Source organism: Pseudomonas sp. UV AK001, assembly GCF_046097675.1.
GTDB classification, from domain to species: Bacteria; Pseudomonadota; Gammaproteobacteria; order Pseudomonadales; family Pseudomonadaceae; genus Aquipseudomonas; species Aquipseudomonas kribbensis.
Genome location: NZ_JBJUVZ010000001.1, coordinates 1,128,375 through 1,146,876, shown reverse-complemented (window position 1 = coordinate 1,146,876; position 18,502 = coordinate 1,128,375). Strand labels below are relative to the sequence as shown.

Here is an 18,502-nt window from a genome sequence, read left to right as displayed (position 1 = left end):
TCACGACACGCGACGGCAGAGTTCGTCCAGACGCAATTCGGCGTCACGAACGATCTGCTCGATCAGTTGGGCACAGCTCGGCAGGCTGTCGATGGAGGCGGCGACTTGCCCTGAAGGCAACACGCCTTCGGCCGGCAGTCCGTCGACCATGGCTTTCTGGATGACCATCGGCGCGTTGGCGGCCATGATGCTTTGCGCGGCAGTCAGGTCTCCGCTGCTGCGCATTTTCAGAGCGCTGGAAAGCAACTGAGTCAAACTCATGCCGCTATGGCGGCGGTAAGCAAGACCGCTGCGCACCGCCAGCACCCAGCGTTTGAACACGCCGCTGGTTTCCAGTCGGTCGAGCAGTTCGTTACGGATCATCCGCTGCGGCATGCCGTCGATGGCGCGGCTGACGATGATCGCCGCCGGATCCTTGATCGCCAGATAACGCGCGAGGGTCTGCGCCGGCACCGGACTTTCGGCACACATCAGAAACCGCGTGCCCATGGCGATACCTTCGGCGCCGTAGGCCAGGGCCGACACCAGCCCTCTGCCGTCCTTGAAGCCACCGGCCGCCACCACCGGAACCGACACTGCGTTGACCACCTGATCAAGCAGCAACGACGTCGGCACCGAACCGGTATGCCCCCCGCCCTCGCCACCCTGAACGGTGACGGCATCGGCGCCCATTTCCACGGCTTTCTGCGCGTGTTTCAGCGCACCCACCGTGGGAATGCACACCACACCGGCGTTCTTCAGGCGCTGGATCATCTGTTTGCCGGGAGAACGGCTATAGCTGACCGCCCGCACCTTGTGGCGCAGCACCAACTCGACGATGTCGTCGGCGTTGGGCTGGTACATATGGAAATTGACCCCAAATGGCTGATCCGTCAGGCGCCGGGTTTCGAGGATCGCCGCCTCCATGTGCTGCGGCTCGATGGTCGCGCCGGCGAGGAAACCAAAGGCGCCGGCATTGCTTGTGGCGGCGACCAGTTTCGGGTCAGCCACCCAACCCATCGCCGTCTGAATAATCGGGTAACGGCAACCGAGCAACTCGGTCAGCCGGGTATTCAATGAGATCGCCATGTTCACGCTCCACCCGTCGAACGTTGCGAACTGGCCATGGCCCTGGCGTCGTAGCCGCCGAGCCGGTCGCCGGACACCAGTTCATTGTGGGCATGGGCGAAATGGTGCAGGCCGAAGACCATGTCCATGGTCGCGCGCTTGCCCATCAGGTCCTCGGCGTTGTTGACTGCCTGCTTGCTCAATTGCAGGCCCAGGCGCGGCATCTGGGCGATGCGCCCGGCGATATCGAGGGTTTCCTGTTCGAGGGACTCGCGAGCCACCACCCGATTGAGCATGCCCATCTGATAGGCGCGGGCCGCCGGCATGCGCTCGCCGAGGAACAGAAACTCCTTGGCGATACGTGGGTTCAGTTCGTGCACATGGGCAAAATACTCGACCCCGGGAATGCCCATGCGCACCACCGGATCGGCGAAGTACGCATCCTCGCTGGCCACAATCAGGTCGCAGACCCACGCCAGCATCAGCCCGCCGGCAATGCACGCGCCCTGCACCATGGCGATGCTCGGCTTGGGCATTTCCCGCCAGCGCCGGCACATGCCCAGATAGACTTCCTGCTCCCGGGCGTAAAGAAATTCGCCGCCGGGTTTGTTGGTGTGGTCATACCAGAGACTCGCCCGGTCGAACGTCTTGTGAACGTCCCGCCCCGGCGTGCCGATGTCATGCCCGGCGGAAAAGTGCTTGCCGGCCCCGCGCAGCACGATGACTTTCACCTCGTCGTCATCGCAGGCACGGCGAAACGCCGCGTCCAGCGCGTAGGTCATCTGCGAGTTCTGGGCGTTGTGGTACTCGGGACGATTCATGGTGACCAGCGCCACCTCCCCGCGTACCTCGTAAAGCACCACGTCGGCGGCATTATTATCGTTATGTTCAGCCATCACTTTTCTCCGAAACGGTGCGACTCAGCGCTGGCCCGGCGGGTTGTCTTTGAGCTGGCTGGCGCGCAGGTTATGCGGGTCCAGACGCTCGATCAGTTGCAGCTGCGCGGCGGTGGGTGCCGCTGTCGTCGGGCAATCCTGCGGCACATGCAGCTCGAACCCGGTGTTGTCCTGCACCTGCTCCACGGTCACGCCGGGGTGCAGCGAACGAATCCGCACTTGTCGTTGCGGGCCGAGAAAGTCCAGCACGCACAGGTCGGTGACGATCAGGCGGATATCAATCTCGTCCAGCGACCAGCCCCGGGCCAGGCGCGCCGGGTTGTAGCCGACCGAAGCGACCATATCGACCTCGCCTTCGACGAACACCCGACGGTTGTGGCTGGGCACGCAGAAGGAGTTGGCATGGCTGATCGAGTTGCCGGGAAAGCCCCGCACGCCGAGCATTTGTGCCTTGGGTTTGGCGTAGTCGCCGATGCAGGAAATGTTGGCCTGACCGAAGCGGTCGATTTGCGTCGGGCCGACCAGCGCGTGGCGCTTGCCGCTCCAGACGTTGTCGAAAATCCGCGAAAAGCCCATCCAGCTGTCGCGCTTGGGTTCGTAGCCGTTGCGTGTGCCGAGCGGCACCGGCTCGGCGACCATGTACGCCTCGGAGTCAGTCATCAGCAACTGCGGATTGCTGGTCAGCATGCTCAATGAAGCGGCCAGTCGCGGAATCACTCCGATTCCGGTGGCGAGCACCTCGCCGTCATCGCGCCAGGCCTCGGAGGCGGCGCAGATCATCAGCTCGGCGAGGCTGTAAGTCGTTGCAGAAGTCGTCATGTCTAGGCTCGCTTAGTAGACCGGCAGAGGAAGCTGGCGGATGGCGTCCAGGCCGCCGACCTTGTCCAGGTACTGTTCGTGGGTGCAGTCGACATAGTCGCGGACGTAGTCCTGCCAGCCCTCGCCGGCCTGGGCCGAAGCGTTGTAGGCCTTGAAATGCGCGACATCGAAGCCGTACAGCGGCGCGCAGGAAGACGGGTGCGCACCGCCCGGCACGTGCGCCACGGCGGTGGTCAGGTTGCGTTCCCAGAACACCTGGTGCGCCCGCGCCGGATCGGCATGGAAGTAGTCGCTGTCGACCAGTTCGTCGCAGGTCACGTAGCTGTGGGTCGCTGCCCGCACGAGCAAGTCGTCCATGTAGTGATCGGGACCGCTGATCTGGCACACGCCACGCTCATCGGCGCGATCAACGTGAATCAGCGCCGCATCGAGCTTGAGAGCCGGCATCGCGACCCATTGCTTGTTGTCGGCATAAGGCGAGTCGATCAACTTGATTTGCGGGTTGTGCCGCAGCACATCGGTGCCCAGCCCCACGGCGGTGGGAATGAACGGCACTTTCATCGCAGCCGCACGCAGGCCAAGCAGGAGCATGCCTTCGTCGATTTCCATCACTTGCAGCGCCGCGTCCTGACGCGCCTTGCGGAAGTACGGCTCCAGCGGGATGAAATCCAGGGATACGAAGGCAAACACCAGTTTGCGGATCTTGCCGGCCGCGCAGAGCATGCCGACGTCCGCGCCGCCATAGGCGACCACGGTCAGGTCCTTGAGGTCGGAACGCAGAATCTCCCGCACCAGTGCCATGGGTTTGCGCCGCGGGCCCCAGCCACCGATGCCGATGGTCATGCCGTCACGCAGTTGGCCGACCATTTCGGCCGTGGTCATTCGCTTGTCCATCGTCGTATTCCTCATTGGCGACCGACACTGAAGTCATGGCCCCAGTGGCTGACCACGGTGCTTTCGAACGGGGTGTGCTGGTCCCAATCGACCACCAGGCCATCGCAGCCGTATTCCAGGTCAAACCCGGACGGAGTCTTGATGTAGAACGAGATCATCTGGTCGTTGGTGTGCTGGCCGAGGGTGGCGGACATCTTCACGCCATTGGCCTGTACCCGGTCGAGGGCCCGGCCGACTTCATCCAGGGCGTTGACCTCGACCATCATGTGCACGCAACCGTGGGGCATCGGGCACTCGAAAATCGCCAGCGAGTGGTGGCGGCCGTTATTGCAATGCAGGAAGTGAATGCGTTTTTGCGGTTCGGCCGGGTCCGGTGTGAAGCGGACTTTCATCAGGTCCGACAGGCCGAAACCGAGCACCTGTTCGTAGAAATCCCGGCAACGGTCGAAGCCCGGTGCCGGCAGCACCACATGGCCCATGCCCAGTTCATCGGTGACGAAGCCCTTCACGCCGACCGGCGAAACGAAGCGTGCGAAGTCCTGCAATGGCCCCCAGAACAGTTCGTGGCGGTTGCCGTCCGGGTCGCTGAAAAGCACCAGCTCCTGGACTTTGCGGTCCCGGGCCTGCGCCTCGGTGCCACGGGTGACTTGCACATCGGCGCGTTCCAGCTCGCTGACGGCCTGCTCCAGCGCCGCTTTGCCCGACACTTCCCACCCGCAGGCGCCGAAGCCGTTCTCGGTACTTTTCTCCACCAGAATCCGGTGGTGGCGTTCGTCCATTTTCAGGTACAGACGCTCATCGTCATCGCTGCCGGCCACCATCATGCCGAGCACCTGACTTGCGTACTGCCGCCACTGCGCCAGATCGCTGGATAACAGGGTGACGTAACCCAGACCACGGATATCCATGGATGCACTCCTCGTTGTTCTCAGGCCGAGCCGCCCAGCGGTGATTGCCGGAAGACTGTATTGAGGCCTATTCAAACGGGTTCGCAGAGGGGAAACATCGTCCAATGGGACTAGCGCAGACCCGGAACGCAGGCATAAAAAAACGGGCCTTGGGGACCCGTTGGAAATGGGGACTGGATTCCGTTCCAGACCTTAATTGCGATCAACAGCAGGCATCGGTCCGCTTACTTTTTGCGGAAATGCGGAATCACCTTCTCGCCAATGTTCTTCAACGTTTCCAGCTGCGCCCACTGCGGCACGGTGCCCATCTGGCAGATGAACAGGATTTCGTCGGCGCCGGCATCAATCAACCGCTGCACATAGCCAATGCAATCCTCGACAGTGCCGTAGGCATGGTTGGGGTTCATCATGGCCATGGTCGGGTCGGAGAAATCGACGCTGACCTCTTCCGAGGCAAACCGAGACTTGATTACGCTTTGCCCGTTGCCATCGACAAAGGTGTCGTCCTTCCACTTTTCCGGGTCCGGACGCTCACCGCCGCCGTACCAGTAACCCAGCGACTCCATGAAATAACGCTGGCCACGGATGCCGATGCGCCGTGCTTCTTCATTGTTTTCCAGCACGATCGCCGGGCACAGCGCGGCGATGTGGCGGTTGGGACGGAAGCCCACCTGATGTTTCACGTCACGGTTGTCCCAGGCCTGGTGATAGACCTCGACCTTCTTGGCGATCTCTTCCGGGCCGCCAAAACCCAGCACCAGTGCGCCCATGCCGCGACTGCCGGCCTTGTTCAGCGATTCGGTGTTGGTGCAGGCCAGGTACATCGGCGGGTGCGGGTCCTGGTAAGGCTTGGGATGGATCGGCCGTTTCGGGATCTGCACAAAATCGCCCTGATGCTCGATCTCATCGAACACGAACATTTTCGGGATCAGGTACATCATCTCGTCGATCTGCGGCTGCAACGTCGTCAGGTCGTAGCCGAAGGTGCCGGCTTCCTGCTGGGTGCCGCCCTTGCCGACGCCGAAATGCACGCGGCCCTTGGACAGCAGGTCGAGGGTGGCGATGCGTTCGGCGACTTTGACCGGGTGGTTCATCGCCGGCGGCAGGCAGACCACGCCGTGGCCGATGCCGATCCGCTCGGTCTTGCCGGCGACAAACGCCAGCATGGTTTCCGGCGCGGACATGTGCGAGTAGTTACTGAGCGCCGTGTGCTCCACGCACCAGAACGTATCGAAACCCAGTTTGTCGGCGAGCACGGCCTGTTCGACGGTGTCTTCGAAAATCTTGCGATCGCCTTCACGGCTGGAGTCCACCGTCTGGGCTTCGTAAATCAGGGAAAATTTCATGGTTGATCCTTGTACTTGTTGGATGCGCAACCGGCGCGGGTGAGCGACGCCTTGGCGCTCATGCTCAGGCATCGCCGGGGCGCCGGAATCCTGCAAACGGACTAGCCGATTCAGCGCAATGGGCTCAGAGGAAAAAGTCGTTGCTGTCCTGGCCCATGCTCACGGCGCCGAGGTTCCAGGCGTACTTCGCCGGGCTGTTGGCGACATGGGCGCGACCGGTGTGAATGTCGCGGAACGCGCGGTTGATCGGGTGGCTGCGAAAAATCGTCGAGGCACCGCTGTTGAACATCAGCTCGCCCACCGCTTTCGCGCATTTGTCGGCGACCAGCGCCGAGTCGTAACGCATCTTCACCCGCTCGGGCATGCTCAGCGGCTCGGCTTGTTGCGCCCGTTCCAGCATCAAGGCGAAGTTGCGATAGAGCACGGTCTTGCATTCGTCGACACAGACCATGGCGTTGGCCAGCGCCGATTGCGCGGCCGGGTCCTGGACCATCTTGCGTCTGTCGTTGACCCCGACCCGCGCACGGTTGTGCTCGACAAACTGATCCACCGCACCTTGCAGCGCACCGATGGCCGCCGACGACACGGCCCGCACGAAAATCTGCCCGAACGGCAGGCGAAACAGCGGCGCGGTGTTCACCGCATTCCCGGGGCTGTTCTGCATGAAACCGTCGAACGCCCGATGAGTGCGGTATTCGGGAACGAAGGCGTTCTCCACCAGAATGTCGTGAGAACCGGTGGCTTCGAGCCCCATGACGTTCCAGTTATCGAGAATCTGGTAGTCACTGCGCGGCACCAGGAACGTCCGGTAATCCGGTGCACCACCGGCCTCTTCCGCCGGCACCAGGGCCCCGAGAAACGCCCATTCGCAATGCTTGCTGCCAGACGAAAAGCCCCAGCGCCCGCTGAGTTTGAAACCGCCCTCCACCCGTTCGACCTTGCCCACCGGCATATAGGAAGAAGAAATCAGCACGCTGGAGTCATCGCCCCAGACATCCTGCGCCGCACGATCGTCGAACAGCGCCATCTGCCAGTTATGAATCGCCACGACGCCAAGCACCCAGGCCGAAGACATGCAGCCCTCGGCGAGGGTCATCTGCACTTCGAAAAAATCCTTGGGCTCCAGTTCATAGCCATCCCAGCGTGCCGGTTGCAGGATGCGAAAGAACCCCGCTTCCTGAAAATCCTTCAGGGTTTCTTCCGGCAACTGGCCGGCTTGCGCGGCGTGGAGGGCGCGCTCACGCAGAATCGGTACCAGCTCGCGGGCACGCTGGCTCAGACGCTGGCGAATCAGGTCTTGGTTGAGCATTTTTATTGTTCTCCATTGTTCACCCCGTCCGCCGGGGCGCGCGTGCAGCGAGGCACGTGCCGCACTTGCGGTGTCTGCCTCCTGTGCGGCATTCAAACAATGTGAAAAGCGCCGGACATCCCTCAAACGGACCATGTCGGTGATGATCCGAGGCACGTACGCGGACTACCCAAAGGCCTAGTCCCCTCGGACGATGCTGCACAGGCACGCCAGCGCAAAAATCCATCGCACTCCAGTACAACCACAGGACGAGTGCGATGAACGACGACAATCTGAAAGCCGACATGCTCCAGGCCATGCGCCGTCTGGCCAAGTCAGTCACCATCATCAGTACCAGCAACGGCTCCGAGCGTTTCGCCATGGCCGCCACGGCGGTGGATTCCCTCAGCACCGAGCCGCCGTCGCTGCTGATCTGCGTGAACAAGACCGCCTCTTCCCACGCGGCGCTGGCCACCGGCGCGGACTTCTGCGTGAACATCCTCGGCGTCGAACAACAAGGGCTCGCCCATCGCTGCAGCGGTTCGATCAAGGGCGAGGCGCGCTTCGATCAGGGCAACTGGCTGACCAGCCCCGGCGGCATTCCGTACCTGAGTGACGCCCAGTCGGCGATTCTCTGCCGTCAGGACGGCCACTTCAGCTATGGCACCCACACCGTGTTCATCGGACGCATCCTGCAAATCCACACCAGCGACACCATCACCCCGCTGGTCTACCTCGACGGCAGCTACACCACCACCGCCAACCCGGCATCTGCCTTCGCTGCTGCGGGCTGAGGCCTGACCATGGACGCTCAACAACAGTTGTCGCCATTGCGCGTGAACAGCGCCGAGCAGTTGGACTGGGACGATCGCTGCGATTTGCTGGTGGTCGGATTTGGTGGCGCCGGAGCCTGCGCGGCGATCGAGGCGGCCAGTCGCGGCTTGTCGGTGTTGGCACTCGACCGCTTCGCCGGCGGCGGTGCCACGGCCATCAGCGGCGGCGTCGTGTATGCCGGTGGTGGCACGCCGTATCAGCGTCAGGCCGGTTACGAAGACAGTCGCGACGCAATGTTCAACTACCTGCGCCAGGAAGTCGGCGAGGCCGTGAGCCTCCAGACTCTGCGCGAATTCTGCGAAGGCAGTTGCGAGCAGCTGGCCTGGCTCGAACGCCAGGGCGTGGCATTCGAATCCAGTGTGCCACCGCACAAGACGTCCTACCCGAGCGACCGGTTCTACCTTTACTACTCCGGCAACGAAGCCGTCCCGGCCTATGCGGCGATTGCCAATCCGGCTCCCCGTGGTCACCGCACCAAAGGCCCCGGCCTCTCGGGCGCAAGTCTGTTCGCCCCGCTGAAAGCCAGCGCCTTGCGCCTCGGCGCACGCCTGCGCAGCCAGTGCGAAGTCCGGCGTCTGGTGATCGATGCCAATGACCGCGTGGTGGGTGTTGAAGCCTGGCACCTGCCGAGCGGCAGTCGTGCTGCACGGCAACATGCCCGCTTGTCACGCTGGGCCACGGCGATTCACATGTACGCGCCGGCAGTGGCCGATCGGTTACGCGCTCGCTTGCGGCGCATCGAACTCGCCAGTGCCGAACGCCAGTTGATTCGCGCCGATCAAGCTGTGTTGCTGAGCAGCGGCGGTTTCATCTTCAACCGCGAATGGGTTCGTCAGCATGCGCCGCGTTATCTGCCCGGTTTACCGTTGGGCACCACCGGTTGCAACGGCAGCGGCATCGCCCTGGGCCAGAGTGCCGGCGGCCGCGTGGCGCGCATGGACAAAATCAGCGCCTGGCGTTTCATCAACCCGCCGCTGGCCTGGGCCCGAGGCCTGATCGTCAATGCGCGCGGCGAGCGCTACGCCAACGAAGAAATCTACGGCGCGACCCTCGGCCACGCGATGGTGGAAGAACAGAACGGCCGCGCCATCCTGATTCTCGACCGGGCGCTGGTACGCGAAGCGCTGCGTCAGATCGGCCCGGGCAAAGTCTGGGCCTTCCAGCGTTTGCCGGTGCTGCTCAATCTGCTGTTCAACGCCAGACGTAGTCGCAACCTTGTCGATCTGGCCAAGCGCTGCGGATTACCGCCCGACAACCTGCAACGCACCGTGAATACCTACAGCCGCGCCGCTCGCGGGGACATCGTCGATCCGTTCGGCAAATCGCAAGCGATGCTCGCCGACATGGATCAGGGCCCGTGGTACGCCCTCGACCTGTCCTTCGCCAGCCGCCTCTTCCCCTGCCCCGTCATCACCCTCGGCGGGCTGAAAGTCTGCGAAACCGGCGGTCAGGTGCTGAACCACGCCGACCAGCCGATTGCCGGCCTGTACAGCGCCGGGCGCAACGCGGTCGGAGTCGCTTCCAATCTGTATGTCTCGGGCCTGTCCCTGGCCGATTGCATTTATTCCGGCCGGCGCGCCGCCGCCCACGTGGCCGAACAACTTGCTGCTCAAACCACACGCTCAGGAGAACAACAATGCAACGTGTAGAAGGCAAAGTCTGCATCATCACCGGCGCCGCCAGCGGTATCGGTCGCGAAGACGCCCTGCTGTTGGCCCGCGAAGGCGCCAAGGTGGTGCTGACCGATCTCAACGACACCGCCGGCCGTGAAGTGGCCGCACAAATCGGAAGCAACGCGCTGTTCATCCGTCACGACATCGCCAGCGAAAGCGACTGGCAGAACGTGATCAAGACCACCCTGGAACACTTCGGCCGCCTCGACGTGCTGGTCAACAACGCCGCGATCCTGGCGTTGGGCAGCATCGAAGACACCACGCTGGAGCTGTGGCAGAAGGTGCAGAAAATCAACGGTGACGGCTACTTCCTCGGCTGCAAGTACGCGATCCAGGCGATGAAGGAAACCGGCGGCGGTTCGATCATCAACATGTCGTCGGTGGCCGCGCTGGGCGCGATGCCGATGTTCTGCGCCTATTCGGCGTCCAAAGGCGCGGTGGCGGCGATGACCCGTTCGATTGCCCTGCACTGCAAGCAACAGGGTTACCGCATTCGCTGCAACAGCGTGCACCCGGACGGCGTCAACACGCCGATGACCCAGGCCCTCACCGGTGGAGTGGCGATCAATCAGCAAGACCTCGATCAGGACCCGATGAACCGCATGTGCGCGCCGGCCGATATCGCCAATGTGGTGCTGTTCCTCGCCACCGACGAGTCGCGATTCGTCAACGGTGCCGAGATCCGCGTCGACAACGCCCAACTGATCAGCGGGCTCTGAGGCCGAGGTGAACATGGGCACGCAACAACAGAACCTGACACCGGCCCAGGCCACGGCAACCAGCCATTCCTTGCAAGTGTGCGCGGTGATCGATGAAACCGCCGATGCCCGCTCGCTGGTGCTGGACATCCCGCCAGACCTGCGTGAGCGCTTTGCCTACAAACCGGGGCAGTTCCTGACGTTTCGCGTGCCCTGTGCCGGCAAGCTACTGACCCGTTGCTATTCCATGGCCAGTTCGCCGCTGACCGATGAGCGACCCAAGGTCACGGTGAAACGGGTCGAGGGCGGCCGGGTGTCGAACCGGATGAACGAGGTGCAGGTCGGTGACTGGCTGGACGTACTGCCGCCGGCCGGGCATTTCTGCCTCGATGAGCATCAGCCGGATGACGACAAACCTTTGGTGCTGTTCGGCGGCGGATCGGGCATCACCCCGGTGTTTTCAATCCTCAAATCGACGCTGCAGCGCAGTCGGCGGCCGATCAAGTTGATTTACGCCAATCGCGATGAGGCGTCGGTGATTTTCAAGGATAAGCTGCGGCAACTGGCCCAGGCCCATCCGGAACAACTGCAAGTGGTGCACGCGCTAGATTCGGTGCAAGGTTTCCTGACCGCTGCCCAGGTGCGCCATCTGCTGAAAGGGTCTGCCGGCGGCGAATACTTCATCTGCGGCCCGGGGCCGTTCATGGACACCGTCGAACGGACTTTGCTGGAACTCGGCGAATCTGCAGAACGCATCCACGTCGAGCGCTTCGTCTCCCCGCCCGATCCCGACGAATTGCTCGCGGAAGAAACGGCAGCCCGGCAAGCCGCCCTCGGCTCGCACTGCGAATCGCTGGTGGTCGTGCTCGACGGTCAATCACACGAAATTGCCTGTCAGCCCGGCGACACCCTGCTGCAAAGCTGCAAGGCCGCCGGCCTCGACGTGCCCTCCTCCTGCGAAGAAGGTTTTTGCGGCGCCTGCATGTGCGTCGTCGAGGAAGGCGAAACCCGGATGGCCCGCAACGACGTGCTCAGCCCCCGAGAACTGGCCGAAGGCTGGACCCTGGCCTGCCAAAGCCGCCCGGCCGGCGCACGGGTGCGCTTGAAGTTCCCGGATTGAGCGCCCGTCGACAATAGTCTCAACGGACGATCTCCCGGATGCGATCTGCAGTTAGACTCGGCCAGCCCATTGGCCCAAAAACAATAAAAGAGGTGCAGTTATGGCTCGTTTGCAAAACAAGGTCGCGGTGGTTACCGGCGGCGCATCGGGGATCGGCCTGGCCTGCGTGCGGCGCTTTGCCGCCGAAGGCGCGCAGGTCGTCGGCCTGGACATCGGCAACGCCCCAGCGGACTTTCCGGGGCTGTTCATGACCCTGGATGTGCGCGATGAAGCGCAGGTGCAACAGGTCATGCAGGAAGTCGTCAATCACTTCGGTCACATCGACGTGCTGGTCAACGCGGCAGGCGTGGCCGACCAGGGTAGCGTCACCCAGACCAGCACCGCCAACTGGCAGCGGGTGCTGGACATCAACCTGACCGGCAGCATGCTCACCAGCAAATACGCGCTGGCTTCGATGGAACCCCGGCGCAGCGGCTCGATCATCAATATCGGCTCGATCTTCGGCTTGCAGGGTTGCGACGGCAACGTTGCGTACAACGTGTCCAAGGGCGGCATCAACCAGTTGACGCGTTCGATGGCGATCGACTTCGGTTACGCCAATATTCGCGTCAACGGCCTGTGCCCCGGCCTGATCGAAACCCCGATGACCAGCATGGTTCGCGAACACGAAGCCTTCCACGCGTTCTTCGCCTCGCAACACATGCTCAATCGCTCCGGGCAGCCGGAAGAAGTGGCCAACGTCGCGCTGTTCCTGGCCTCGGATGAAGCGTCCTTTGTCAGCGGCCAGATGATCGCCGTGGACGGCGGCTTCTCCGCCGGCCGCCGCTTCGCCCCGCCTGCTGCCTGATTTGCCTCGCCGGGCGCCTGCCCGGCACACCCCTTTCTTCCGCACCTGTCCTCTGGCCGAGGAGGCCCCATGCTGCCTGTCGAAAACGCACTGACCATCGTCCAACTGTTCGCCAACGCTGCCCGCAACTATGGCGACCGCCCGGCCATCGAGGATGACGGTCGCTCGATCAGCTACCGGCAACTCGATCAACTGCGCAGCCAGGCGGCCCGGGCATTACTGGCGTTGAACGTCCAGCCCGGCGACCGCGTAGCGATCTGGGCGCCGAATATCTGGGAATGGATTGTTGCCGCCGCTGCGCTGCAAAGCGTCGGCGCCGCGCTGGTACCGCTCAATACGCGCATGAAGGGCAGCGAGGCCGGTTTTATTCTGCGCCAGAGTGGCGCTTGCGTGCTGTTTGCCATTGGCGAATTCCTCGGTGCCGATTACCCGCGCATGCTCGCCGCCGAAGACTTGCCGGCGCTGCGCCACATCGTCACCTTGCGCAGCGACGGCTGGGACGCGTTTCTGGCGCTGGCTGGCAAAGTCTCGCCCGAAACCCTGCAAACACGCGAACAAGCACTCGGCCCGCAAGACCTCTCCGACCTGCTGTTCACCTCGGGCACCACCGGCAAGCCCAAAGGCGTGATGAGCAATCACGGGCAAACCCTGCGAGTGGTGCGGGACTGGAGTGAAGTGGTCGGTCTGCGCGAAGGTGATCGTTACCTGATCGTCAATCCGTTCTTCCATTCCTTCGGGTACAAGGCCGGCTGGCTGGCGGCGCTGATGCGCGGCTGCACCATCGTGCCGCAGCAGGTCTTCGACGTGCAGGCCGTACTCGAATGCGTGCAGCGCGAACGAATTACCGTGCTGCCCGGCCCGCCGACTCTTTATCAATCCTTGCTCGCCCACCCACAGCGCGATGCATACGACCTGACGTCCTTGCGCATTGCGGTCACCGGGGCGGCGACGATTCCGGTGGAAATGATCCGCCGTATGCGCGATGAACTGGGGTTCGCCACCATCGTCACAGCGTACGGCCTCACCGAAACCTGCGGTTTTGCCACGATCTGCCGGCCGGGGGACTCGCTGGAATTGCTCGCATCCACCAGCGGCCGGGCCATGCCGGGGGTGGAAGTGCGCTGCATCGGCGCCAACGGTCGCAGCCAGCCGGTGAACGTCCCCGGCGAAATCCAGGTGCGCGGCTACAACCTGATGCAGGGTTATTTCAACGATCCGCAGGCCAGTCAGGAAGTCCTCGACGCCGACGGCTGGCTGCACACCGGCGACATCGGTGTGCTCGACGAACAGGGTTACCTGCGTATCACCGATCGCCTCAAGGACATGTTCATCACCGGCGGTTTCAACGTTTATCCGGCGGAAATCGAACACTGCCTGCTGGGTTATCCCGGCGTGGCGCAGGTGGCGGTGATCGGCATTCCCGATGAACGTCTGGGCGAAGTGGCCATGGCCTTTCTGCTGCCGGCGCCGGGTGTCGAGATCGAGCAGGCCCGGTTCCTCGCCTGGTGCCGTGAGCAGATGGCCAACTACAAGGTGCCGCGCCGTGTGCAGGTGCTGGAAAGCATGCCCCTGAACGCGGCGGGGAAAGTGACCAAGAATGTGTTGCGGGAGTGGGCGTTGAGCTGACTGCTGTCCCCCAGTGGACACCCACTGGGGGAATGACCTTCAGATTACCCGGGCGGGATGCTGCTGACGCGGATCGCCCAGCAGGGCGCGATGAGACGGTGGCTGACGGCCGCCGTCTTCGCTGATGCCGTAACCGGCGGCAATTTCGGCAGTGATCAGCGTCTGCCCCGAGCGCGCCATCAACTGCGGATCATTGAGCAACGCGTGAATCACCCGGCCATTGAATTGCGGAGTTTCGGCGTGCGCCAGAAAGGCCTTGTACTGCTCGCCATGCTGTTCGCCGGCAATCCGCGTGCGCTCGGTCAGTTGCGGCCCGAGCCACAGCGATAACGCCGCCACGCCACGACCCTCGAAATCGATGGCCATGTCCGCCGCCAGTTTGTCGCAACCGGCCTTCTGCGCACCGTAGGCCGGGCCGTGCATGTAACAGCCACCGCCAAATGACGAGGTAAAGCAGATCAGCCCTTGTGCACTCTTCAACAACAGCGGCGCGGCGTGGTAGCTGGCGATGTAGGCCGAGCGCAGGCCTACGTCGAGGATGCGCACCAGGTCCAGCGGTTTCTCCCAGAACGGCCCCGGTTCGATCAACCGGTCGTGGATGAACGCGGCATTGTTCACCAGCAGATCCAGCCGCCCGCATTCACGTTCGACCTGGGCGAACAGCGCCGCGACTTGCGTATCGTCGGCATGGTCGCAAACCACCGCGACACCCTCTCCGCCCGCCGCTGTAATCGCAGCGGCCGTGTCCTCCAGTGAGCTATTCAGGGCCTGTCCGTACAGATGCGCACCTGCAGCTTCCGGCGCACGCCCGGTGACGTAAACTCGCATGCCCGCCGCGCCCAGTGCCAGGGCGATACCTTGACCGACGCCGCGACTGGCGCCGGTCACCACTGCCACTTGCCGATTCATTTGACGCTCCCGAACTGACTGATCACCGCCCCGCTCTTTTGGCTCTGGCGCTTGATGTGATTGGCCGCCAGGTAACCGAAGGTCATCGCCGGGCCGATGGTTGAACCGGCCCCCGGATAGGTACGGCCCATCATCGACGCAGCACTGTTGCCAATCGCGTACAAGCCTTTGATTGGCTGGCCATCCTCGTGCAAGACCCGGGCGTGAACGTCGGTGAGCAAGCCGCCCTTGGTGCCGATGTCGCCGGCATCGATGCGCACCGCGTAGAACGGCCCCTTGAACAACGGCGCCAGACACGGATTGGGCGTTACATGGGGATCGCCGTAATAGCGGTCGAACAGCGACTCCCCCTTGTGGAAGTCTTCGTCATAGCCGCGCACCGCCATGCCGTTGAAACGCTGTACCGTGCGCAGCAGCCCGGCCGCATCGATACCGATTTTCTCCGCCAGGGTCTGCAGATCCGGCGCCTTGAAAAAGTAATCACGCAGATGTTCGGGCAGTTGCCAGTCGCGCTGGGCGTATCCCGGCAACAACGCGCCGCAGGGGTATTTGCGGCGAAACTCGGCGTCGAACACCATCCAGCACGGCACACTCTCGGCGCCTTCGCGGTTGCTGGCGTACATCGCCTCGACGATATCGGTGTAGGGCGCGGCCTCGTTGACGAAGCGTTCGCCCGCCGAGTTGACCAATACGCAACCGGGCAATGTCCGCTCGACGAACATCGCCCGTTGTTTTTCCTCGCCGCGAACATGGGTGGTCGGCGCCCACCAGCTGTGTTCCATCAGCGCCGTGCGGGCGCCGATGGCTTGCCCAGCGCGAATGCCGTCGCCGGTATTGTGCGGCGGCGTGGCGCTCCAGTCGGTCTTTGATGGTTGCGGCAGATACTGCGTACGCATCGCCTGATTCCGCTCGAAACCACCAGCGGCGATGATCACGCCGTAGCGCGCCTTGACGTTCAAGCGCAATCCGTCGCGGCTGACCCGCGCACCGCCGACCCGGTCGCCGACAATCAGCAATTCTTCCAGCCCGCAGTTCAGCCACAGCGATTTGCCGCGATCCTGCAACGAACAGCGCAAGGCGCCGATCAAGGCATTGCCCAGGGTCAGGTAGCGATCACGCTTCGACAGGCGCCGCCCCTCGCGGTCGCGCCAGTAACGCCACATGACTTTCAGTGTCAGGCGCAACCAGCCGGGGCCACGGCACAGCAGCACCTGCGCCTCTTTCATGGTCATCGCCATGCGCCCCATCATCAACGTGCCGGGGGATGGCGCACGCATGCGCAGAAACTCTTCACCCAGCTCGGCGGCGTCGAACGGTTGCGGGTCCATGGAGCGATAACCGGGTTTGCCGCCTTCGACTTCCGGGTAGTAATCGGCGTAGCTGGCCTGGGCCTCGAAGCGCACGCGGGTCTTCTGTTCAAGGTATTCGACCATTGCCTTGCCGTGCTCGACGTAGGCTTCGATGCGCCCGTCGTCGATCTCGCCGTGGGTCACTGCGCGAATATAGGCAATCGCTTCGGCGTCGCTGTCGCTGCCGCCCAGGGCCTCGATCCGGTGATTGCCGGGGATCCAGATCCCGCCGCCGGACACCGCCGAGGTGCCGCCGTACTCGTTGCTCTTTTCGATCAGCAACACGTTCAGTCCCAGGTCGTGAGCGCGCAGCGCCGCGGTCATCCCGCCCGCTCCGGAACCCACCACCAGCACATCGCAGCACTCATCCCATTTGATCTCGGCAGCTTTCATGCGATCACCCTTGCTCAGCGCCTTCAAGGCAAAAACCGCCGGCCGGATCTTCGTCCGGCGCAGTCGGTCTCGGGATTGTTGGGTGCGTGTGCCGGGTGGTCATCGTCCGATGGGACTAAGGAATGTTCGTCCTGCCCCTGTGCAAATCGCCCCGTGCAAATCGCTTAGTCCGCTTGGACGATGTTGCGTCAGATCAGTGACCGCATAGTCGCCCACGGCACCACTCCCCCCCTGAAATGCAGGTCGGGCAGGTCTGACCTGGGCATGAGGACGACATGATAAAAACAATAATCGCCCCACAATCGCTTCACCCTCGCGTACAACTGGCCGTGTTGCTGCTGGCCGGTGGACTGGGCAGCCAGGCCAGCGCGATGACCTTCCAGCCGAGCGAAGATCTGAGCGTCGACTGGGACACCACACTGACCTACAGCCTCGCCTGGCGCACCGAAGGTCGCGATCACAAACTGACGGCCAACGCCGATGCCAACGACGGCGACAATGCGTTTGCCAAAGGCAGCCTGATCAACAACCGCGCCGGTTTCCTCACCGAAGCCAACATCAAATGGCAGGACGACTACGGCGTGTTCGTGCGGGCCACGGGGTTCTACGACAACGTCTACGATCAGGACAACGACAACAACACCGGCACTTCGAACTGCTTTGCCGGCGGCCATTGCAGCCGGCCGGACCGTTTTTCCCAGGACACCATCGACCAGCACCGCAACGAACTGCGCATGCTCGACTACTACGCCTACGGCAGCTGGGATCTGGGCGGGCACAACCTCAACGCACGGCTGGGTAATCAGGTGGTGAGCTGGGGTGAAAGCCTGTTCTACCCCGGCATCTCGGCGGCGCAGAGCCCGGTGGACGCGACCAAGTCGACCACGCCCGGGGTCGAGGTCAAGGAAATCCTCCTGCCGGTCGGGCAACTGTTCACCCAGTTCAGCCTCACCGACAGCCTCGATATCCAGGCCTACTACCAGTACAAATGGGAAAAGACCCAGCTGTTCGGGGTCGGCAGCTACTTCTCCACCACCGACTACATCGACGAGGGCGGCTACAACGACGCCAGCGGTTTCGTCACGCGGCTGGCCAACGACAAACCGAGCAATCAGGGCCAGTACGGTGTGGCCTTCACCTACGCCGCCGAGTCGCTCAACAACACCGAGTTCGGCATTTACTACTCGCGCTATCACGACAAGACGCCGTCGCTGGACTTCCAGTCCGAACTCGGTCGCTACCGTGCGGTGTACTTCGACAACATCGACCTGTTCGGCGCCAGTTTCTCCACGGTGATCGGCGATGTCAGCTGGGCCGGCGAAGTCAGCTACCGCGACGGTGCGCCGGTGATGGTCAACAACGGCTTCTCCAGCGCGGTACGCGGCAAGACCATGCAAGCGCAGTCGTCGATGATCTACGTGCTCGGCCCGACCTCTTTCGCCGACAACACCACGCTGACCGGCGAGGTCGTCTACAACACCGTGATCAGCAACGACAAGTCGCAGCCCGTGACACTGGCGCCGGGCTTCACGTTGCCGGGCACCGACAGTCTGGTCTACGACCGCGAGGCCTGGGGTTACACCGCGCAGGTCAGCTTCGATTACAACGACGTGTTCAGCGGCTGGGACATGTCCGTGCCGATCACCTACAGCACTGCGGCCCACGGCGACAGCTCGATTGTCGGCTCGATCAACCAGGGCGAAGGCGACGACCGCGCCAGTATCGGCAGCTCGTGGCGCTACCTCGGCAACTTCACCGTCGAAGCCCGTTACAACGCCTATCTGGGCAACGCCAATAACAGCCCGTTGGCCGACCGCGACAACGTCGCCCTCAACTTCAAGTACCGGTTCTGATT

Annotated in this window: 16 protein-coding genes; 7 read left to right on the top strand and 9 right to left on the bottom strand. The window is 63.1% G+C overall.

Features of this window, described 5'->3' with window-relative positions; genetic code table 11:
* The 7 genes from ACKLNA_RS05255 to ACKLNA_RS05225 all read right to left on the bottom strand — a co-directional run bounded on the left by ACKLNA_RS05255 (position 1) and on the right by ACKLNA_RS05225 (position 7,219).
* The gene (locus ACKLNA_RS05255; RefSeq protein WP_085709902.1) at positions 1-1,068 is read right to left on the bottom strand and encodes a nitronate monooxygenase family protein; all 1,068 of its coding nucleotides are present in this window, start codon (positions 1,066-1,068) and stop codon (positions 1-3) included.
* A 2-nt stretch (positions 1,069-1,070) separates the two neighbouring features.
* Complete coding sequence (locus ACKLNA_RS05250; protein ID WP_408985112.1) at positions 1,071-1,943, bottom strand: enoyl-CoA hydratase; 873 nt, start codon at positions 1,941-1,943, stop codon at positions 1,071-1,073.
* Positions 1,944-1,967: 24 nt separating this feature from the next.
* Entirely contained in the window at positions 1,968-2,762 is a 795-nt protein-coding gene (locus tag ACKLNA_RS05245) for a CoA-transferase subunit beta (protein ID WP_408985111.1), read from the bottom strand.
* A 12-nt stretch (positions 2,763-2,774) separates the two neighbouring features.
* Positions 2,775-3,656, bottom strand: a complete 882-nt coding sequence (locus tag ACKLNA_RS05240) for a CoA transferase subunit A (protein ID WP_408985110.1) — start codon at positions 3,654-3,656, stop codon at positions 2,775-2,777.
* A gap of 11 nt (positions 3,657-3,667) precedes the next feature.
* The gene (locus ACKLNA_RS05235) at positions 3,668-4,564 is read right to left on the bottom strand and encodes a VOC family protein (RefSeq protein ID WP_408985109.1); all 897 of its coding nucleotides are present in this window, start codon (positions 4,562-4,564) and stop codon (positions 3,668-3,670) included.
* Between the two features lie 224 nt (positions 4,565-4,788).
* On the bottom strand, positions 4,789-5,910 hold the full coding sequence (locus tag ACKLNA_RS05230) for an LLM class flavin-dependent oxidoreductase (RefSeq protein WP_114883119.1): 1,122 nt from the start codon (positions 5,908-5,910) through the stop codon (positions 4,789-4,791).
* 124 nt (positions 5,911-6,034) lie between these two features.
* Positions 6,035-7,219, bottom strand: coding sequence for a flavin-dependent monooxygenase (locus ACKLNA_RS05225; RefSeq protein ID WP_408985108.1), 1,185 nt, complete (start codon positions 7,217-7,219; stop codon positions 6,035-6,037).
* 257 nt (positions 7,220-7,476) lie between these two features.
* On the opposite strand from ACKLNA_RS05225, the gene ACKLNA_RS05220 reads away from it, so the two are divergent.
* The 6 genes from ACKLNA_RS05220 (at position 7,477) to ACKLNA_RS05195 (ending at position 13,996) form a co-directional block, all read left to right on the top strand.
* On the top strand, positions 7,477-7,992 hold the full coding sequence (locus ACKLNA_RS05220; RefSeq protein WP_248739738.1) for a flavin reductase family protein: 516 nt from the start codon (positions 7,477-7,479) through the stop codon (positions 7,990-7,992).
* 9 nt (positions 7,993-8,001) lie between these two features.
* The gene (locus tag ACKLNA_RS05215) at positions 8,002-9,681 is read left to right on the top strand and encodes an FAD-binding protein (RefSeq protein WP_408985107.1); all 1,680 of its coding nucleotides are present in this window, start codon (positions 8,002-8,004) and stop codon (positions 9,679-9,681) included.
* Positions 9,669-10,424, top strand: a complete 756-nt coding sequence (locus ACKLNA_RS05210) for a glucose 1-dehydrogenase (RefSeq protein WP_249486139.1) — start codon at positions 9,669-9,671, stop codon at positions 10,422-10,424. The genes ACKLNA_RS05215 and ACKLNA_RS05210 overlap by 13 nt, the downstream gene beginning before the upstream one ends.
* Before the next feature lie 13 nt (positions 10,425-10,437).
* Positions 10,438-11,523 carry a 2Fe-2S iron-sulfur cluster-binding protein gene (locus ACKLNA_RS05205; RefSeq protein WP_408985106.1) on the top strand — a complete coding sequence of 362 codons (1,086 nt, stop codon included), beginning with the start codon at positions 10,438-10,440 and terminating at the stop codon, positions 11,521-11,523.
* Positions 11,524-11,623: 100 nt separating this feature from the next.
* The gene (locus ACKLNA_RS05200) at positions 11,624-12,370 is read left to right on the top strand and encodes an SDR family NAD(P)-dependent oxidoreductase (RefSeq protein ID WP_114883131.1); all 747 of its coding nucleotides are present in this window, start codon (positions 11,624-11,626) and stop codon (positions 12,368-12,370) included.
* Positions 12,371-12,439: 69 nt separating this feature from the next.
* Entirely contained in the window at positions 12,440-13,996 is a 1,557-nt protein-coding gene (locus ACKLNA_RS05195; RefSeq protein ID WP_408985105.1) for a FadD3 family acyl-CoA ligase, read from the top strand.
* Positions 13,997-14,035: 39 nt separating this feature from the next.
* On the opposite strand, the gene ACKLNA_RS05190 is transcribed toward ACKLNA_RS05195, so the two are convergent.
* The gene (locus ACKLNA_RS05190) at positions 14,036-14,905 is read right to left on the bottom strand and encodes an SDR family NAD(P)-dependent oxidoreductase (RefSeq protein WP_408985104.1); all 870 of its coding nucleotides are present in this window, start codon (positions 14,903-14,905) and stop codon (positions 14,036-14,038) included.
* Positions 14,902-16,647 carry an FAD-dependent oxidoreductase gene (locus ACKLNA_RS05185; RefSeq protein WP_408985103.1) on the bottom strand — a complete coding sequence of 582 codons (1,746 nt, stop codon included), beginning with the start codon at positions 16,645-16,647 and terminating at the stop codon, positions 14,902-14,904. Before ACKLNA_RS05185 ends, ACKLNA_RS05190 begins: the two co-directional genes overlap by 4 nt.
* 275 nt (positions 16,648-16,922) lie before the next feature.
* Between ACKLNA_RS05185 and ACKLNA_RS05180 the strand changes: the two genes are divergently transcribed.
* A complete protein-coding gene (locus tag ACKLNA_RS05180) occupies positions 16,923-18,500 on the top strand; it encodes a DUF1302 domain-containing protein (RefSeq protein WP_408985102.1) in 1,578 nt (525 codons plus the stop codon).
* The last annotated feature ends 2 nt before the right edge of the window (positions 18,501-18,502 follow it).

Bases quoted from the DNA above. Each gene is read 5' to 3' on its own strand.
- ACKLNA_RS05215 (WP_408985107.1), top strand. From the start codon at position 8,002: ATGGACGCTCAACAACAGTTGTCGCCATTGCGCGTGAACAGCGCCGAG.
- ACKLNA_RS05180 (WP_408985102.1), top strand. From the start codon at position 16,923: ATGATAAAAACAATAATCGCCCCACAATCGCTTCACCCTCGCGTACAA.
- ACKLNA_RS05200 (WP_114883131.1), top strand. From the start codon at position 11,624: ATGGCTCGTTTGCAAAACAAGGTCGCGGTGGTTACCGGCGGCGCATCG.
- ACKLNA_RS05230 (WP_114883119.1), bottom strand. From the start codon at position 5,910: ATGAAATTTTCCCTGATTTACGAAGCCCAGACGGTGGACTCCAGCCGT.
- ACKLNA_RS05235 (WP_408985109.1), bottom strand. From the start codon at position 4,564: ATGGATATCCGTGGTCTGGGTTACGTCACCCTGTTATCCAGCGATCTG.
- ACKLNA_RS05185 (WP_408985103.1), bottom strand. From the start codon at position 16,647: ATGAAAGCTGCCGAGATCAAATGGGATGAGTGCTGCGATGTGCTGGTG.
- ACKLNA_RS05250 (WP_408985112.1), bottom strand. From the start codon at position 1,943: ATGGCTGAACATAACGATAATAATGCCGCCGACGTGGTGCTTTACGAG.
- ACKLNA_RS05255 (WP_085709902.1), bottom strand. From the start codon at position 1,068: ATGGCGATCTCATTGAATACCCGGCTGACCGAGTTGCTCGGTTGCCGT.
- ACKLNA_RS05190 (WP_408985104.1), bottom strand. From the start codon at position 14,905: ATGAATCGGCAAGTGGCAGTGGTGACCGGCGCCAGTCGCGGCGTCGGT.
- ACKLNA_RS05240 (WP_408985110.1), bottom strand. From the start codon at position 3,656: ATGGACAAGCGAATGACCACGGCCGAAATGGTCGGCCAACTGCGTGAC.
- ACKLNA_RS05205 (WP_408985106.1), top strand. From the start codon at position 10,438: ATGGGCACGCAACAACAGAACCTGACACCGGCCCAGGCCACGGCAACC.
- ACKLNA_RS05220 (WP_248739738.1), top strand. From the start codon at position 7,477: ATGAACGACGACAATCTGAAAGCCGACATGCTCCAGGCCATGCGCCGT.
- ACKLNA_RS05195 (WP_408985105.1), top strand. From the start codon at position 12,440: ATGCTGCCTGTCGAAAACGCACTGACCATCGTCCAACTGTTCGCCAAC.
- ACKLNA_RS05225 (WP_408985108.1), bottom strand. From the start codon at position 7,219: ATGCTCAACCAAGACCTGATTCGCCAGCGTCTGAGCCAGCGTGCCCGC.
- ACKLNA_RS05210 (WP_249486139.1), top strand. From the start codon at position 9,669: ATGCAACGTGTAGAAGGCAAAGTCTGCATCATCACCGGCGCCGCCAGC.
- ACKLNA_RS05245 (WP_408985111.1), bottom strand. From the start codon at position 2,762: ATGACGACTTCTGCAACGACTTACAGCCTCGCCGAGCTGATGATCTGC.